16 protein-coding genes and 1 tRNA gene are annotated in these 15,318 nt (G+C 66.5%); 11 read left to right on the plus strand and 6 right to left on the minus strand.

Annotated elements, in window-relative coordinates:
- Positions 1-2: 2 nt before the first annotated feature.
- Positions 3-1,070: a 2,5-dihydroxypyridine 5,6-dioxygenase NicX family protein gene (locus AC1DKV_RS01620; protein ID WP_441613195.1), complete on the minus strand. Its 1,068-nt coding sequence runs from the start codon at positions 1,068-1,070 to the stop codon at positions 3-5.
- 167 nt (positions 1,071-1,237) lie between these two features.
- Here AC1DKV_RS01620 and AC1DKV_RS01625 point away from each other — a divergent pair, with 167 nt between their 5' ends.
- Positions 1,238-1,792, plus strand: a complete 555-nt coding sequence (locus AC1DKV_RS01625) for a flavin reductase family protein (RefSeq protein WP_441613196.1) — start codon at positions 1,238-1,240, stop codon at positions 1,790-1,792.
- A gap of 18 nt (positions 1,793-1,810) precedes the next feature.
- Positions 1,811-2,257: a MarR family winged helix-turn-helix transcriptional regulator gene (locus AC1DKV_RS01630; protein WP_441613197.1), complete on the plus strand. Its 447-nt coding sequence runs from the start codon at positions 1,811-1,813 to the stop codon at positions 2,255-2,257.
- Positions 2,258-2,269: 12 nt separating this feature from the next.
- Here the strand turns inward: AC1DKV_RS01630 and AC1DKV_RS01635 are convergent, their stop codons facing one another.
- The gene (locus tag AC1DKV_RS01635) at positions 2,270-2,752 is read right to left on the minus strand and encodes an Lrp/AsnC family transcriptional regulator (RefSeq protein ID WP_441613198.1); all 483 of its coding nucleotides are present in this window, start codon (positions 2,750-2,752) and stop codon (positions 2,270-2,272) included.
- 162 nt (positions 2,753-2,914) lie between these two features.
- On the opposite strand from AC1DKV_RS01635, the gene kynB reads away from it, so the two are divergent.
- From kynB to kynA, 3 genes are all read left to right on the plus strand, one after another.
- Positions 2,915-3,577, plus strand: coding sequence for an arylformamidase (gene kynB, locus AC1DKV_RS01640; RefSeq protein ID WP_441613199.1), 663 nt, complete (start codon positions 2,915-2,917; stop codon positions 3,575-3,577).
- A gap of 63 nt (positions 3,578-3,640) precedes the next feature.
- The gene (kynU, locus tag AC1DKV_RS01645) at positions 3,641-4,897 is read left to right on the plus strand and encodes a kynureninase (RefSeq protein WP_441613200.1); all 1,257 of its coding nucleotides are present in this window, start codon (positions 3,641-3,643) and stop codon (positions 4,895-4,897) included.
- 13 nt (positions 4,898-4,910) lie between these two features.
- A complete protein-coding gene (kynA, locus tag AC1DKV_RS01650; protein ID WP_441613201.1) occupies positions 4,911-5,792 on the plus strand; it encodes a tryptophan 2,3-dioxygenase in 882 nt (293 codons plus the stop codon).
- 62 nt (positions 5,793-5,854) lie between these two features.
- On the opposite strand, the gene AC1DKV_RS01655 is transcribed toward kynA, so the two are convergent.
- Positions 5,855-6,679 (minus strand): IclR family transcriptional regulator, encoded by an 825-nt coding sequence (locus AC1DKV_RS01655; protein ID WP_441613202.1) that lies wholly within the window; start codon positions 6,677-6,679, stop codon positions 5,855-5,857.
- Positions 6,680-6,944: 265 nt separating this feature from the next.
- Here AC1DKV_RS01655 and AC1DKV_RS01660 point away from each other — a divergent pair, with 265 nt between their 5' ends.
- Positions 6,945-8,138, plus strand: a complete 1,194-nt coding sequence (locus AC1DKV_RS01660) for an acyl-CoA dehydrogenase (protein WP_441613203.1) — start codon at positions 6,945-6,947, stop codon at positions 8,136-8,138.
- Between the two features lie 172 nt (positions 8,139-8,310).
- On the opposite strand, the gene AC1DKV_RS01665 is transcribed toward AC1DKV_RS01660, so the two are convergent.
- The gene (locus AC1DKV_RS01665; protein ID WP_441613204.1) at positions 8,311-8,949 is read right to left on the minus strand and encodes a peroxiredoxin; all 639 of its coding nucleotides are present in this window, start codon (positions 8,947-8,949) and stop codon (positions 8,311-8,313) included.
- 231 nt (positions 8,950-9,180) lie between these two features.
- On the opposite strand from AC1DKV_RS01665, the gene AC1DKV_RS01670 reads away from it, so the two are divergent.
- From AC1DKV_RS01670 to AC1DKV_RS01690, 5 genes are all read left to right on the plus strand, one after another.
- Positions 9,181-9,498 carry an ElaB/YgaM/YqjD family protein gene (locus AC1DKV_RS01670; protein WP_369796917.1) on the plus strand — a complete coding sequence of 106 codons (318 nt, stop codon included), beginning with the start codon at positions 9,181-9,183 and terminating at the stop codon, positions 9,496-9,498.
- A 174-nt stretch (positions 9,499-9,672) separates the two neighbouring features.
- Entirely contained in the window at positions 9,673-10,053 is a 381-nt protein-coding gene (locus AC1DKV_RS01675) for a phage holin family protein (RefSeq protein WP_441613205.1), read from the plus strand.
- The gene (locus AC1DKV_RS01680; RefSeq protein ID WP_441613206.1) at positions 10,050-10,580 is read left to right on the plus strand and encodes a DUF3318 domain-containing protein; all 531 of its coding nucleotides are present in this window, start codon (positions 10,050-10,052) and stop codon (positions 10,578-10,580) included. The genes AC1DKV_RS01675 and AC1DKV_RS01680 overlap by 4 nt, the downstream gene beginning before the upstream one ends.
- A gap of 200 nt (positions 10,581-10,780) precedes the next feature.
- Positions 10,781-11,965 carry an AI-2E family transporter gene (locus AC1DKV_RS01685; RefSeq protein WP_441613207.1) on the plus strand — a complete coding sequence of 395 codons (1,185 nt, stop codon included), beginning with the start codon at positions 10,781-10,783 and terminating at the stop codon, positions 11,963-11,965.
- 40 nt (positions 11,966-12,005) lie between these two features.
- Positions 12,006-13,871, plus strand: a complete 1,866-nt coding sequence (locus AC1DKV_RS01690; RefSeq protein ID WP_441643192.1) for a S9 family peptidase — start codon at positions 12,006-12,008, stop codon at positions 13,869-13,871.
- Positions 13,872-13,988: 117 nt separating this feature from the next.
- On the opposite strand, the gene AC1DKV_RS01695 is transcribed toward AC1DKV_RS01690, so the two are convergent.
- A tRNA-Lys gene (locus AC1DKV_RS01695) sits at positions 13,989-14,064 on the minus strand.
- Positions 14,065-14,149: 85 nt separating this feature from the next.
- Positions 14,150-15,265, minus strand: coding sequence for a YeeE/YedE family protein (locus tag AC1DKV_RS01700; protein WP_441613209.1), 1,116 nt, complete (start codon positions 15,263-15,265; stop codon positions 14,150-14,152).
- Between the last annotated feature and the right edge of the window lie 53 nt (positions 15,266-15,318).

Below are 15,318 nucleotides of genomic sequence, written 5' to 3' on the forward strand. Positions count from 1 at the left end.
CATCAGCTGGCCGCGGCCAGCCTGCCTTCCTCGACCTCGTTCGCCCCGTCCAGCGTGACGGTGCAATTGCGCAGCGGCAGGTCGAAGTGGCCAAGGGTGTGGCGGCCGGCGACCTCGTTGGCGCCGGTCGAATAGAGGAAGTTGCCGGCAAAGGCGCGCAGCTCGGTACCGTTGCAGTCGCGCTTGTCGTAGAACGTCATCGCATCCCAGCGCGCCTGCGGGTTCATGCCCCAGCCCACGTGGGAAACCGCATAGGCATCGCGCGTGCCTTCGCGGTCGGCCCACGCCGCGTAGTAGCCGCGCATCATGTCGGCGTCGACACCCAGGCCTTCGATGGCGACGATGTAGTCATCCTCGACATGGCAGACGATGATGTCGCGCAGGTAGGTCTTGAAGGTCAGGTTGACGTCGCCGGGCGCCAGCACCAGCGTGCCGTTGACCTGGCCACCGGCGGGAAATGCCAGGCACAGGCCGCCCGGCCAGTGCGCGACCTGCCCCGGCTTGTTGCAGTAGCCCCACACGCCGCCCACGCGGGCGTCGCCGAGGCCGATGCGCAGCTCGGTTCCGGCCGCCGAACGCACGCGCATCTCGCGCGCGCCGCGCAGGCGCTTCATGGCGGCGCGCACGCTGCCCTCCAGCGCAGCATCGGGCTGGCAGCGCTCGAGGATTTCGGGATGTTCGTTGCTGACCATCAGCAACCGCGGCACGATGCCGTCGGCGCCCTGCAGGATGCGCGGCAACTCGGGAGCGTGCAGCAGGCCTTCCACGGTGCAGTCGATCACCAGGTGGCAGCGTTGCAGCGCGGCCACTACCGGAGCAAGTTGCCGGAGCGCGTCGCTGGCGCCGGTGGAGCGCACCGGGGCGGGCGCACTGAGGGGCGCGGACGGCACCCGGATGCGTACCGGCGTGGCGCCGAGCGCCTGCACCGCCAGCTCGGCCAACTCCACATTGACAGGACGGGATTGGGACTCCGTTACAATCCCCACGACTTGTCCGGCCGACAGGGCGCAGAGTTCGAGGGTATGACGGAACGCCGCCAGCCAGCGGTGTTCGATGTGCTCGATGAGCATGTTGTCTCCTCCAGTGCGGAATCCGCCGCGTCCCGGCAGGCCCGCGGGCAGCCTTGGTGCGCCAGCCCACCGATGCCTGGCACCGGACGCATTAGCTTGTACTTGTGCTTCTTGTCGCTGGCGCAAATAATATATGAAATTTCATGGATTCAAGTGGAGCCCGCGCTATGGGCATGCCTGAGGCCACGCCGCGCATGATCGGCAAGGCTGCTTCTCCCGATTTCGATACGCTGCACTTCCGGCGCACGCTGTCGCAGTTCGCCACCGGCGTGACGGTCATCACCACCCGTGCGGGCCCTGGCTCGCCCCCGGGCGTGCCGTTCGTGGGCATCACCGCCAGCTCCTTCAACTCGGTATCGCTGGACCCGCCCCTGGTGCTGTGGAGCATGGCCACGCGCGCGAACAGCCTGCCGATGTTCCGCGACGGCTCGCACTACATCATCAATGTGCTGTCATCCACGCAGCTGGACCTGTGCCAGCGCTTCGCCACGCTCAAGGGCGATCGTTTCGCCGGCGTGGACTACCGCCTGTCCGAGAACGGCCTGCCCATCCTGAGCAATGCGCTGGCGTGGTTCGAATGCCATAACCGCAGCCGGTACGACGAGGGCGACCATGTGATCTTCGTGGGCGAGGTGGAGCGCTGCGGCGTGCACGATGACGGCGGCAGCCCGCTGGTGTTCCACGACGGACGCTTCGCCACCACCTACCCGCTGGCGGACTGAGGCGCCGGGCGCACGGCCATGACGCAATCGTCCAAGCCTGCCTTCGTCGACGGCTACCTGCCTTACCTGCTGGCGCGCGCAAGCTATCTCGTTTCGGGCGAATTCCACCGGCAGGTGGAAGCCGCGGGTTTCTCCGTGCCCGAATGGCGCGTGCTGGCCACGCTGGCCGACCGGCCCGCCTGCACCATCGGCGCCCTGGCCGATATCACCCTCACCAAGCAGCCTACCCTGACCAAGCTGATCGACCGCATGGAGGCCAGCGGCCTGGTCACGCGCCGCAACGGCGCGCATGACCGCCGCCATGCGCTGGTCTCCATCACCGCGGGCGGCCGCACCCGTGCCCGCGCCCTGCTCGACCAGGCCGCCGTGCACGAGCAGCAGGTGCTGGACGACTTCGGCGCCGCGCAGGCCGACCAGCTCAAGGACACGCTGCGCCGGCTGATCGCGCTGCACGCGCCGCGCTAGCGGGGCCTGCGCTCATGTGCCGGGCGAGCCCTTGATCACGGCCAGTGGGGAGCCATCGGTCTTGATCTTCTGCAGCACGATATTGGAGCGGATGTCCATCACGCCCGGCGTGCGGTAGAGCCGGTTGACGATGAAATCCGAGTAGTGCTTGAGGTTGCGCGCCTGCACCTTGAGGATGTAGTTGCTGTCGCCGGTGATGATGTAGGCAGACACCACTTCAGGCCACGCCTGCACCGCCGCGTTGAAGGTGTCGTGCCAGCCTTCCACGTCGTGCCGCATCGACACCTGCACGATCGCTTCGATTTCCAGCCCGAGCCGCTCGGCATCGAACCAGGCGCGATAGCCGCCGATCACGCCGCTTTCTTCCAGCAACCGCACCCGCCGCAGGCAGGCCGACGGCGACAGCGCCACGCGGTCCGCCAGGTCCTGGTTGCTGATGCGTCCGTTCTCCTGCAGGCAGCTCAGGATGCGCAAATCGGTGGGGTCGAGATTCATTTCGCAGATTATTTACACATTTTGTCGTCTCGTGAAATTCTATGCGAATTCGCGACCAAAACCCCAGGCATTTAGCAAGCCTCTTGCCCGGAATATTGACTATCATGCCGTCATCCGCTCCCCACTGAGCCAAGGAGCGCCGGATGACGGCGCGACCAGCCAATGACAGACCAAGCCGCCCTCGCACCCCCCACCGAACGCCAGTTGTGGGACATCAGCCCGCCGCTGTCGCCCGCCACCCCGGTGTGGCCGGGCGACACGCCGTTCCAGGAAGAGCGCGCCTGGCAGATGGACGCGCACTGCCCGGTGAATGTCGGCCGCATCACCTTGTCGCCGCACACCGGCGCCCATGCCGACGCGCCACTGCACTACGCCGCCGACGGCGCGCCCATCGGCGCGGTGGACCTGGCGCCCTACCTCGGCCCCTGCCGCGTCATCCACTGCATCGGCGCCGCACCGGTGGTCGAGCCGCGCCATCTCGGGCACGCGCTGGCCGGCACACCGCCGCGCGTGCTGCTGCGCACTTATCGGCAGGCGCCGCTGGCGCACTGGGATCCGGATTTCTGCGCGGTCGCGCCAGAGACCATCGCCCTGCTGGCTGCGCACGGCGTGACGCTGGTCGGCATCGACACGCCTTCGCTGGACCCGCAGCAATCCAAGACCATGGATGCGCACCGCATGGTGCGCCGGCACCGGCTGGCCATCCTCGAGGGGCTGGTGCTCGATGCGGTCGACGAAGGCGACTATGAACTGATCGCGCTGCCGCTGCGCCTGGCGGGCCTCGACGCCAGCCCGGTGCGCGCGGTACTGCGCAGCCTGGCATGACGCGGAGCCGCGTCGCCACCCACCCGACACTGAACCACTGAACTCTTCCAGGACGCTTCGCCCATGACCGTACAAACCCGCGCGCAATGTCTCGCGCTAGACCAGCAGGACCCGCTGCGCAGCCTGCGCGACCAATTCGCGCTGCCCGAGGGCGTGATCTATCTCGACGGCAATTCGCTGGGCGCCCGCCCGCGCAGTGCCGCCGCGCGCGCCGCCGAGGTGGTGAGCGAGGAATGGGGCACGGGCCTGATCTGCAGCTGGAACACGGCCGGCTGGTTCGAACTGCCGCAGCGCCTGGGCAACAAGCTGGCGCCGCTGATCGGCGCCGGCGAGGACGAAGTGGTGGTGACGGACACCACGTCGATCAACCTGTTCAAGGTCCTGGCGGCAGCGCTGCGCGTGCAGCAGGCGCGCGACCCCAGGCGCAAGGTGATCGTCTCGGAAGCCAGCAACTTTCCCACCGACCTCTATATCGCGCAGGGCCTTGCGGACCTGCTGCAGCAGGGCTATTCGCTGCGCCTGGTGAATTCGCCGGCGGAGATCGAGGCGGCGGTCGATGCCGACACCGCGGTGTTGATGCTGACCCACGTGAACTACCAGAGCGGCGAGATGCTGGACATGGCCGCCGTGACCGAGATGGCGCACGCGTGCGGCGCGCTGACGGTGTGGGACCTGGCGCATTCGGCCGGCGCGGTGCCGGTTGCGCTGAAGGCATCGGGCGCGGACTACGCGGTCGGCTGCACCTACAAGTACCTCAACGGCGGGCCCGGTTCGCCGGCCTTCCTGTGGGTGGCGCCCGCGCTGCGCGATGCATTCTGGCAGCCGCTGTCCGGCTGGTGGGGCCATGCCGCGCCGTTCGCGATGGAACCGGGCTACCGGCCGCGCGAAGGGGTCGGCCGCTTCCTGTGCGGCACGCAGCCCGTGACCTCGCTGGCCATGGTCGAATGCGGGCTCGACATCTTCGCCCAGACCGACATGCGGGCGCTGCGCGCCAAGTCGCTGTTGCTGACCGATCTCTTCGTCGCGCTGGTGGAGCAGCGCTGCGGCCACCACCCGCTCGAACTGGCCACGCCGCGCGCGCATGCACGCCGCGGCAGCCATGTCAGCCTTGCCCATCCCGACGGCTTCGCGGTGGTGCAGGCGCTGATCGAGCGCGGCGTGATCGGCGATTACCGCGAACCACGCATTGCACGCTTCGGCTTCACCCCGCTGTACATCGGCTTTACCGACGTGTGGGATGCGGTGGAGGTGCTGCGCGACGTGCTCGACAGCGGCAGCTACAAGGAAGCGCGTCACCAGGCCCGCGGCCAGGTGACCTGAACAGGAATTCGCCATGACGATCAACAAGGGATGCCCGATGTCGGGCGCGGGCAGCGCGGCGGCAAGCGGGAACGATGCCGCCTGGCACGACGCGCAGATGGACTTCGCCAGGGACATGAGCTACGGCGACTACCTGGCGCTGGACCAGATCCTCAACGCCCAGCATCCGCTCTCGCCCGAGCACAACGAGATGCTGTTCATCGTGCAGCACCAGACCAGCGAACTGTGGATGAAGCTGGCGCTGCACGAACTGCGCGCGGCGCGCGAATGCGTGCGGTGCGACCAGTTGCCGCCGGCCTTCAAGATGCTCACGCGCGTGTCGCGCATCATGGAGCAGCTGGTGCAGGCGTGGAGCGTGCTGGCCACCATGACGCCGCCGGAGTACACGGCGATGCGTCCCTACCTGGGCATGTCCTCCGGCTTCCAGTCCTACCAGTATCGCGAGATCGAGTTCATCCTCGGCAACAAGAACGCCGCCATGCTGCTTCCGCACGCGCACCGGCCGGAGCACCTGGCGCTGGTGGAAGAGGCGCTGCGCACGCCGTCGCTCTATGACGAAGCGATCCGCCTGATGGCGCGGCGCGGCTTCGCCATCGACGCGGCCTGCATCGAACGCGACTGGACCCGCCCTGCCGGGGAGAATGCCTCGGTGGAGGCTGCGTGGCTGGAGGTCTATCGCCAGCCCGAGGCGCACTGGGAACTGTATGAACTGGGCGAGAAGTTCGTCGACCTGGAAGATGCGTTCCGGCAATGGCGCTTCCGCCATGTCACCACCGTGGAGCGCGTGATCGGCTTCAAGCGCGGCACCGGCGGCACGGAAGGCGTGAGCTACCTGCGCAAGATGCTCGACGTGGTGCTGTTCCCCGAACTCTGGAAACTGCGCACCGATCTCTAGGCGTCTGCGGGAAACGCTTCAAGACAGGAAGGACCCCGGAGGACCCCGGCGCGGGCCGTGCTTCAGGACGCCGGGTCCGACAGCCGCGCCGCCAGCGCGCGCAGGGCCGGCGCCAGCTTGTCGTGGAATTCGGCCTCTTCCACCGAGCCGTACGACGCGCTGCAGCTCAGCATGTGCAGCTCCTTCTCCCCCACCGGCCGGAAGGCCACCGCGCAGGCGTGGATCGCCGGGTGCCAGTCGCGGAACGATGCCGCATAGCCCCGTGCAGCGGCCTGCGTCACCGACGCGCGCATGGCCGCCTCCTGGGTCTTCCATTGCTCCGGAAAGGCCTGTGCGAACTCCGCCAGCACGCGGTCGCGCCTGGCTGCCGTCAAGGCTGCCAGATAGGCGCGCCCCATCGAGCTGGATACCAGCGAGAGCCGCGATCCCACGCCCAGTCCGAGCATCACGCCGGCATCGTTGCGGATCGACTCGAGATAGATCACGTCCAGCCGCTCGCGCTTGCCCAGCGACACAGACACCCCGTACGCCTGCGCAAACGCCAGCATATGCGGGCGTGCCAGCGTCACCACGTTGGATGCCGCCAGATACGAATAGCCCAGCGCCAGCACGCCGGCGTCGAGCGCGTACTTGCCCAGGCTGTCGTCGTAGCGCAGGTAGCCGAGCTGCACCAGCGTGCCGGCCAGCCTGCTCACGGTCGCCTTCGGGAAGCCGGTACGGCGCACGAAGTCCTGGTTGCCCAGCATCGATTCGCCGGTGCGGAAGCAGCGCAGCAGTTCCAGGCCGCGCGCCAGGGCGGCGACGAAATTGGGATCGCTTTCGCGCGGCGCGGCGCCGGCGGCATCCGCATCCTTCGTGGCGGACAAGGCTTGCGATTCAGTGGCCAAGGGACGGCTCCGGCTGGTTGGATGGGAACGCACCGCGGCCGGTCAGCGAACGGTCGTATTGCGGGTGCCGATTCCGGCTATTGCACGGACGGCGCATTGCGCTATACTACATCATCGGAACAAGGTTCCGCAATGCGGAACTGAAAAGCGTCACGACAGACCGCGGAATGCGCCGATGATGTTGAGTTCCGGGCCGCCCGCGAGACTGCCCGACCTATCTGCAAGACCACCTGCACTACGAACTGCACTACCGAAGGAGACCTACATGGCTGCCAACGCCGAATTCCACTGGGCCGACCCGCTGTTGCTGGACCACCAACTGAGCGACGACGAGCGCATGGTGCGCGATGCCGCCCAGGCCTATTGCCAGGACAAGCTCGCCCCGCGCGTGCTGCAATCGTTCCGCAATGAGAAGACCGACATCGAGATCTTCCGTGAAATGGGCGAACTCGGCCTGCTCGGCCCGACCATTCCCGAGCAATACGGTGGCCCGGGCCTGAACTACGTGGCCTACGGCCTGATCGCGCGCGAAGTGGAACGTGTGGATTCGGGCTATCGCTCGATGATGAGCGTGCAGTCGTCGCTGGTGATGGTGCCGATCCATGAATTCGGCAGCGAAGCGCAGAAGCAGAAATACCTGCCCAAGCTGGCCAGCGGCGAATGGATCGGCTGCTTCGGCCTGACCGAACCCAATCACGGCTCCGACCCGGGCTCCATGGTCACGCGCGCCAAGAAGGTCGCCGGCGGCTATGAGCTGAGCGGCGCCAAGATGTGGATCACCAACTCGCCGATCGCCGATGTGTTCGTGGTGTGGGGCAAGCTGGCCGGCGACGATGGCAAGGAAGCCATCCGCGGCTTTATCCTGGAAAAGGGCTGGAAGGGCCTGACGGCTCCCGCCATCCACGGCAAGGTGGGCCTGCGCACCTCGATCACCGGCGAAATCGTCATGGACCAGGTGTTCGTGCCGGAGGAAAACCTGATGCCCGGCGTGTCCGGCCTGAAGGGTCCCTTCACCTGCCTGAACTCGGCGCGCTACGGTATCGCCTGGGGCGCGCTCGGCGCCGCCGAATTCTGCTGGCACACCGCCCGCCAGTACACCCTGGACCGCCTGCAGTTCGGCCGCCCGCTGGCCGCCAACCAGCTCGTGCAGAAGAAGCTGGCCGACATGCAGACCGAGATCACGCTGGGCCTGCAAGGCTGCCTGCGCCTGGGCCGCATGAAGGACGAAGGCACCGCCGCGGTCGAGATCACCTCGATCATGAAGCGCAATTCCTGCGGCAAGTCGCTGGACATCGCCCGCGTGGCGCGCGACATGCTCGGCGGCAACGGCATCTCGGACGAATTCGGCGTGATCCGCCATGTGGTGAACCTCGAGGTCGTCAATACCTACGAGGGCACGCATGACATCCACGCGCTGATCCTGGGCCGCGCCCAGACCGGCATCCAGGCGTTCTACTGAAGCCTGCGCGGCACCGCCGCCCGTTGCGACCAATCTCTCCCGAGAAATAAAAAGGCCCGGCTGCGAAGCCGGGCCAAGCACACTACCAAGGAGAGACGACGGGCGAGCCCATCGCGTTACAACACCGTGACGCTCCGGCCCGGCGCAATGCGCCCGGCCGGCCGCAAGGCCATTACCTGTTGGGCTGCGGCGTCAACCGAAGATAGGGCCGCACGGCCTTGTAGCCCTTCGGGAATTTCTGCCTGATGACTTCCTCGTCCTTCAGCGAAGGCACGATCACCACGTCATCGCCGTCCTGCCAGTTGCCCGGCGTGGCGACGCTGTGGTTGTCGGTGAGCTGCAGCGAATCGATCACCCGCAGGATCTCGTTGAAATTGCGCCCGGTGCTGGCCGGATACGTGATGATCAGGCGCACCTTCTTCTTCGGATCGATCACGAACAGCGAACGCACCGTCAGGGTTTCGTTCGCGTTGGGATGGATCATGTCGTAGAGCTGCGAGACCTTGCGGTCGCCATCGGCGATGATCGGGAAGTTGACCACCGTGCCCTGGGTATCGTTGATGTCCTTGATCCACTCCCGATGGGATTCGACCGAGTCGACCGACAGCGCAATGGCCTTGACGTTGCGGCTGGCGAAGTCGCCCTTGAGCTTGGCGGTCAGGCCCAGTTCGGTGGTGCAGACGGGCGTGAAATCGGCCGGGTGCGAGAACAGCACGCCCCAGCTATCGCCAAGCCACTGGTGGAAGCTGATCTGGCCTTCACTGGAATCCTGCTCGAAATCCGGGGCGAGGTCGCCAAGACGTAATGCCATTAATGTCTCCTTCATGGGCCAAATTAGGGTTGAACCAGTCTAGTCCGATTGCGATCCAACCCAAACGAATATAAAGTCACTACAAAATCACCTTTGTGTCTTTAGGACCTTTGACATACGTTACTGTCCTACATGCGATGTCGGACCCGTGGTGTTGAAACCACGGCGGTTCCCCGCATATGCTAGGAAAGAGGGCGAGAAAAATGCCCGAGAACGTGCGAGGAAGGCAAAATGTCACAATCCGAAACCACCGCCCGCAAACAGGAGAAACTGATGAGCGATGTCAAGACCGTGTTGTCCGATGCCGAAGAACTGCTTAAGCAAGCGGCCTCGACCACTGGCGAGAAAGCCGCCGAACTGCGCGAACGCGGCATGGGCCTGCTGAAGCAAGCCAAGGAGAAAGCCCAGGACCTGCAGGACGCAGTCGTCACCAAGAGCAAGGCGGCAGCTCGCGCCACCGATGACTACGTGCACGATCACCCGTGGCGCGCCGTGGGCGTGGCGGCCGGCGTCGGCCTGCTGGTCGGCCTGCTGCTCAACCGCAAGTAATTCGGATTTTTCGAACTGCCGGGCCAGCGGGCCCGGCACCAGAACCCGAGCGCCCTGCAGGCCCGCCTGGCGGGCATGCAGGGCGAATGCCTCGCGGGCAGGCCTTACGCCGCCCGCCTGGCTTCCCGTCCGCAACCGGTGCAGCCTTCCGTTGCACGCCCTTGCCGGAATTGCATGAGCGACCCCACCCCTTCCCCCAAGTTCATGGACGCCCTGCGCAGCCTGGCAGGATCGTTGGTGGCGATGATGCTGACGCGCCTCGAACTTGCCACCGTCGAACTCGCGGAAGAACGAACCCGCCTGATGAAGATGGCCTTGCTGGCCTGCTTCGGCCTGGTGTTCTTCGGCCTGTCCATGGTCACGCTTACGTTCCTGATCGCCATCGTATTCTGGGATTCCTACCGCTGGCAGGCCCTGGGCGCGCTGGTCGCGCTCTACCTGCTCGCCTGCGTGGCCTGCCTGGCCATGGCGCGCCATCTCGTGCGCAACGCCCCGCCCCTGTTCGAGGCCACGCTGGCCGAGATCGACAAAGACCGGGAGATCCTGCGCCGATGAGCACGCCATCCACTCCCCCCGAGGCGCCCGACGACCAGGCGGATACGGCGGCGGCCCGCGCTACCGGGCAGCCCCGCGCGCATCCCCGCCCCGTGCGTCATTCCCGCGAAGTCCGCCTGCCACTCGCGATCCGCAAGGAATTGCTGATCACGCGTGCCCTGATTGAGCGCCATGACTGCGCCGAGGCCCTGCGCCAGGTGCGTGGCGGCGCGGTCCGGCTCGGCCGCTTCAGCACATGGCTGCCACGCATGACGCGGCCAGCCTCCTGGCTCAAGCTGCTAGGCCTGGCCAAGGACTATCCGATGCTCAGTTCGGCCGTGTCCCTGGCCCTGCCCCTGGTGCGCAGGACCCCGGTGCTGCGCTGGGGCTGGAAGCTCGCCAAGTTGGGCGGCCTGGCGGCGGCCGGCTACTGGGCCTACGAGACCTGGCAGAAAGGCACGGCCGAGGCACGGCAGGCACGGCCCGGCCCCGGCGATACCCCCGCCGGCACCATCGACACCGGCTTCCGCGACCCCCTGGTACGCTAGATGCCGTCATGCCGGGCCGCCGCACTGGCGGCCCTGTCCCGCGCACACGCGCCACGGGGCACACCGCGCAGCGCGCCGCGGCACCAGTCACGCCAGATCTCCACATGGCGCGCGCGGCAGGAACCCGTTGCGGAAACGAGATCCGGGCGAGGTCCTTTTTAGACCAGCCCCGAAGGATTTGCCACGCAAGGTAGAGCGCAATGACCCAACGAGCGGATATGCAGCAGAAGGCGTTCTATCTGCTCCTGGCGGCAGTCTCGATAGCCTTTTGCTTCGTGCTGTGGCCATTCTTCGGCGCCGTGTTCTGGGGCGCCATCCTCGCCATCATCTTCACACCGCCGAACAACTGGCTCACGCGCCGCATGGGCGGTCGCCGCAACCTGGCCGCGCTGACCACGCTCACGCTGTGCCTGCTGATCGTGGTGCTGCCGCTGATCTTCGTCACCGGCGCGCTGATGCAGGAAATCAGCATGGTCTACCAGCAGATCAAGTCGGGCCAGATCAACTTCGGCTCCTACTTCCAGCAAGCGGTGCATGCGCTGCCGCCTTCCATCGGCAGGGTGCTGGAACGCTTCGGCCTTTCGGACATCGCCGACCTGCAGCGAAAGCTGACCGCCGGCGCCGCCCAGGCCAGCCAGCTGATTGCCACACAGGCGCTGAGCATCGGACAGAACACCTTCCAGTTCGTGATCAGCTTCGGCGTGATGCTGTACCTGCTGTTTTTCCTGCTGCGCGATGGCCCCGAGATCTCGCGCCGCATCGTGCATGCCATCCCGCTGAGCGAGCCGCACAAGCTGCACCTGTTGCGCAAGTTCACCACCGTGGCGCGCGCCACCGTCAAGGGCAATATCGCCGTGGCGGCGGTGCAAGGCGCGCTCGGCGGCCTGATCTTCTGGTTCCTCGGCATCCAGGGCTCGCTGCTGTGGGGCGTGCTGATGGCCTTCCTTTCGCTGCTGCCCGCCATCGGCGCGGCGCTGATCTGGGGGCCGGTGGCAATCTACTTCCTGCTGACCGGCGACGTCGGCAAGGGCTCGATCCTGATCGGCTTCTGCGTGGTGGTGATCGGCGCGGTGGACAACGTGCTGCGCCCCATCCTGGTCGGCAAGGACACCCGCATGCCCGACTGGGTGGTCCTGATCTCCACGCTGGGCGGCATGGCGCTGTTCGGGCTGAACGGCTTCGTCATCGGTCCGCTGATCGCCGCGCTGTTCATCGCCAGCTGGGACCTGTCCACCTCCACGCGCGAGGAAATCGAACGCCGCGAGGCTGCGCAGGACCAGGCCGCGACACCCCCGCCGGCGCCCGACATGGCCGCCAGCCCTGCCGCCCCGGCCACGCCGGCCAGCCCGCAGGACCGCCGCCCTGCCGCGGACCGCACCGAGTAAGCACGCCGCGGGCATCCCCGCATCCATCCAGGAGCAAGCCTTGAACCAGAGCGACACAAAACCCAGGCACTACACGGTGCGCGAGCTGTTCCGCAAGCCGGACCGCTCCCAGTTCTCGATCTCGCCGGACGGGCGCCACCTGTCGTTCCTGGCGCGCCACCAGGGCCGCCAGAACATCTTCGTGCAAGCCATCGACGCCGAAGGCAACCTCCTTGGCGAAGCCCGGCCGCTGACCGGAGAAACCGAGCGCGACCTGCCCTTCCATACATGGAAAGGCAATGCGCACATTCTCTACATCAAGGACTTCGGCGGCGACGAGAATTTCCATGTGCTGTCGGTGCCAATCGACGGCGGCGATCCGGTCGACCTGACCCCGTACCCGGACGTTCGCGCGGACATCGTCGATGACCTCGAGGACGACGACCGCCATATCCTGCTGTCGCACAACCGGCGCGACCCGCAGGTGTTCGACGTGCTGCGCGTGGACGTGGTGACCGGGGAATCGGTACAGATCGCCGAGAACCCCGGCAATGTGATGAGCTGGGGCACCGACCATGCCGGCCGCCTGCGCGTGGCCACGGCAAGCGACGGCGTCAACACCACCCTGCTCTACCGCGATGCCGAAGACGAGCCGTTCCGCCCCATCCTCACCACGGATTTCCGCGAGACGGTCTCGCCGCTGTTCTTCACCTTCGACGATGCCCGGCTCTACGTGCAATCGAACCGCGGCCGCGACAAGCTGGCCATCTTCGAGTTCGACCCGCAAACCGCGCAGGAAGGGCGCCTGGTGTTCGAGCACGGCGAGGTCGATGCCGGCGGCCTGGCGTATTCGCGCCACCGCCGCGTGCTGACCGCCGCCTGGTACACGGACTGGAAGACCCGCCGGCATTTCTTCGACGCGCGCAGCGAGCAGATCCATGCCGACCTGGAACGCCAGCTGCCGGGCTACGAGCACCACGTCACCAGCATCACGCGCGACGAGACCCGCATGATCGTCTCGGCATCGAGCGACCGCACTACCGGCACGCGCTACCTGTACGACAGCGACACGCGCAAGCTGGTCTCGCTCGGGCAGATCCTGCCGTGGCTCGACGAGGCCGACATGGCGCCGATGCAAGCGGTGAGCTTCACCTCGCGCGATGGCCTGCAACTGCACGGCTACCTGACGCTGCCGCTGGCAGCCGGGGCCGAGCCAGGGAACCTGCCGCTGGTGGTCAACCCGCACGGCGGCCCGTGGACGCGCGACGTGTGGGGCTTCAACCCCGAGGTGCAGTTGCTGGCCAACCGCGGCTATGCGGTGCTGCAGATCAACTTCCGCGGCTCGACCGGCTACGGGCGCAAGTTCTGGGAAGCCAGCTTCAAGCAATGGGGCAGGACGATGCAGAACGACATCGACGACGGCGTCGACTGGCTGACCGCGCAAGGCATCGCCGATGCGCGCCGCGTGGCGATCTACGGCGGCAGCTACGGCGGCTATGCCACCCTGGCGGGTGTGGCCTTCACGCCCGAGCGCTATGCTGCGGCCATCGACTACGTAGGCGTATCGAACCTGTTCACGCTGCTGGAGACCATTCCCGCCTACTGGACGCCGATGCTCGACATGCTCTACGAGATGATCGGCAACCCCGACGACGAGAACGACCGCAAGGCCATGCACGACGCCTCGCCGGTATTCTTCGCCGACCGCATCCGCACGCCGCTGCTGGTGGCCCAGGGCGCCAACGACCCGCGCGTCAAGCAGGCGGAGAGCGACCAGATCGTCGAGGCGCTGCGCGCGCGCGGCGTCGACGTGGCCTACCTGCTCAAGGAGAACGAAGGACACGGCTTCCACAACGAAGAAAACCGCTTCGATTTCTACGAGGCGATGGAAGCGTTCCTTGCCAAGCACCTGGGCAAGCCCGCCTGAGCGGGCGATCTGGCCCGGGCGAACACCGTCCGGGCCAGGTCCGGACCGAGCCGGAAGGCAAAACGGAACGCAAAACAAAAAGGGCCTGTGACTTGCGCCACAGGCCCTTCGTAATGCTGGTGGGTCGTGCGTGACTCGAACACGCGACCAACGGATTAAAAGTCCGCTGCTCTACCGACTGAGCTAACGACCCGGAAAAACTGAAGCCGCGATTATAGGAAGATACCGGCCTCTATGTCAACCTTGGAACGCAGGCACGGTGTGATAAGCCATGCTGGCTAGGCCATGCGCTCAAGGCGCCATATCTGGTAGCGAAAGCCCAGTACCGAGCCCGCCAGGATGCCGGCCAGCGCAATGAACGAGCCGATCGCCAGCGTCGACACGCCCGACAGGCCCTGCCCGATGGTACAGCCGAGCGCGGTCACGCCGCCGGCGCCCATCAGGATGCCGCCCACCATATGGTTGCCGACGTCCTCGGCGTTACCGAACCCTTCCCAGCGGAACGTGCCCGTGACCAGCGCGTAGGCGGCGGCACCGGCCACCACGCCGAACACGCTGACGATACCAAGCGTCAACACTTTGCTCTTGTCGCTGAACAGCATCAGCCAGTCGAGCGTATAGGCGTACGGCGCGACGAAGCTCAGGCTTTCCATGCGGCCGCTGTTGGTGGCAACGAACAGTTCTTCGAGCGTATTGGGATCCTCGGCGACATAGCCGAGATGCCCCGACACATACCACATCGCCACGATGATCAGGCCTACGGCAAGGCCGCCGAGCAGGTTGTCGAAGGTGCGGAAGCCCCGCCCCGCCAGCGCCCAGATCACAAGCGCCCCGCCCAGCACCAGCGCCATGCCGAGTTGCAGGGTCGGGCGCGCCATGCCGCTGGCGTGCGCCAGCACGGACGGCAGGTCCTGCGTGGTGGGCAACGTGAGCGATACCGCATCGACCGTGTTGACGCGGATCACGCCGAACAGCCCGCGCAGCGTCATATAGGCCGACAGCCCGAGGAAGACAAAGACCACCAGCGATTTCAGGTTGCCCGCACCGATGCGCACCAGCGTCTTGCTGCCGCAGCCCGAAGCCAGCACCATGCCAAAGCCGAACATCAGCCCGCCCACCAGCGCGGAAAGCCAGCCCAGCTTGCTGGCCGCATAGATGGTCTTGGTGGGGTCGATCAGGCCGCCCGCGGCCAGCGCGCCCGTGCCGATCATCGCCACGCCGATGGCCAGCCCCCACATGCGCATGCGGCTCCAGTCGCCCATGTTGACGATGTCGGAGACGGCGCCCATGGTGCAGAAATGCGTGCGTTGCAGCACCGCGCCGAAGAGGAAGGTCAGGATGAACGTGCTGGCCAGTATGGTACGGCTGAGCGCGGCGATGTCGATTTCAGGCATGGGTGTCCGGCGGGGGAAGCGGAACGGGGAAAGGGATGGGGAAAGGGGCGGAT

Source organism: Cupriavidus sp. 05T41 (assembly GCF_056396525.1).

Excerpts from the sequence above, each read along its gene's own strand:
- AC1DKV_RS01680 (WP_441613206.1), top strand. The coding sequence starts at position 10,050 with ATGAGCACGCCATCCACTCCCCCCGAGGCGCCCGACGACCAGGCGGAT.
- kynU (WP_441613200.1), top strand. The coding sequence starts at position 3,641 with ATGACCGTACAAACCCGCGCGCAATGTCTCGCGCTAGACCAGCAGGAC.
- AC1DKV_RS01620 (WP_441613195.1), bottom strand. The coding sequence starts at position 1,070 with ATGCTCATCGAGCACATCGAACACCGCTGGCTGGCGGCGTTCCGTCAT.
- kynA (WP_441613201.1), top strand. The coding sequence starts at position 4,911 with ATGACGATCAACAAGGGATGCCCGATGTCGGGCGCGGGCAGCGCGGCG.
- AC1DKV_RS01665 (WP_441613204.1), bottom strand. The coding sequence starts at position 8,949 with ATGGCATTACGTCTTGGCGACCTCGCCCCGGATTTCGAGCAGGATTCC.
- AC1DKV_RS01670 (WP_369796917.1), top strand. The coding sequence starts at position 9,181 with ATGTCACAATCCGAAACCACCGCCCGCAAACAGGAGAAACTGATGAGC.
- AC1DKV_RS01660 (WP_441613203.1), top strand. The coding sequence starts at position 6,945 with ATGGCTGCCAACGCCGAATTCCACTGGGCCGACCCGCTGTTGCTGGAC.
- kynB (WP_441613199.1), top strand. The coding sequence starts at position 2,915 with ATGACAGACCAAGCCGCCCTCGCACCCCCCACCGAACGCCAGTTGTGG.
- AC1DKV_RS01700 (WP_441613209.1), bottom strand. The coding sequence starts at position 15,265 with ATGCCTGAAATCGACATCGCCGCGCTCAGCCGTACCATACTGGCCAGC.
- AC1DKV_RS01685 (WP_441613207.1), top strand. The coding sequence starts at position 10,781 with ATGACCCAACGAGCGGATATGCAGCAGAAGGCGTTCTATCTGCTCCTG.
- AC1DKV_RS01625 (WP_441613196.1), top strand. The coding sequence starts at position 1,238 with ATGGGCATGCCTGAGGCCACGCCGCGCATGATCGGCAAGGCTGCTTCT.
- AC1DKV_RS01675 (WP_441613205.1), top strand. The coding sequence starts at position 9,673 with ATGAGCGACCCCACCCCTTCCCCCAAGTTCATGGACGCCCTGCGCAGC.
- AC1DKV_RS01630 (WP_441613197.1), top strand. The coding sequence starts at position 1,811 with ATGACGCAATCGTCCAAGCCTGCCTTCGTCGACGGCTACCTGCCTTAC.
- AC1DKV_RS01635 (WP_441613198.1), bottom strand. The coding sequence starts at position 2,752 with ATGAATCTCGACCCCACCGATTTGCGCATCCTGAGCTGCCTGCAGGAG.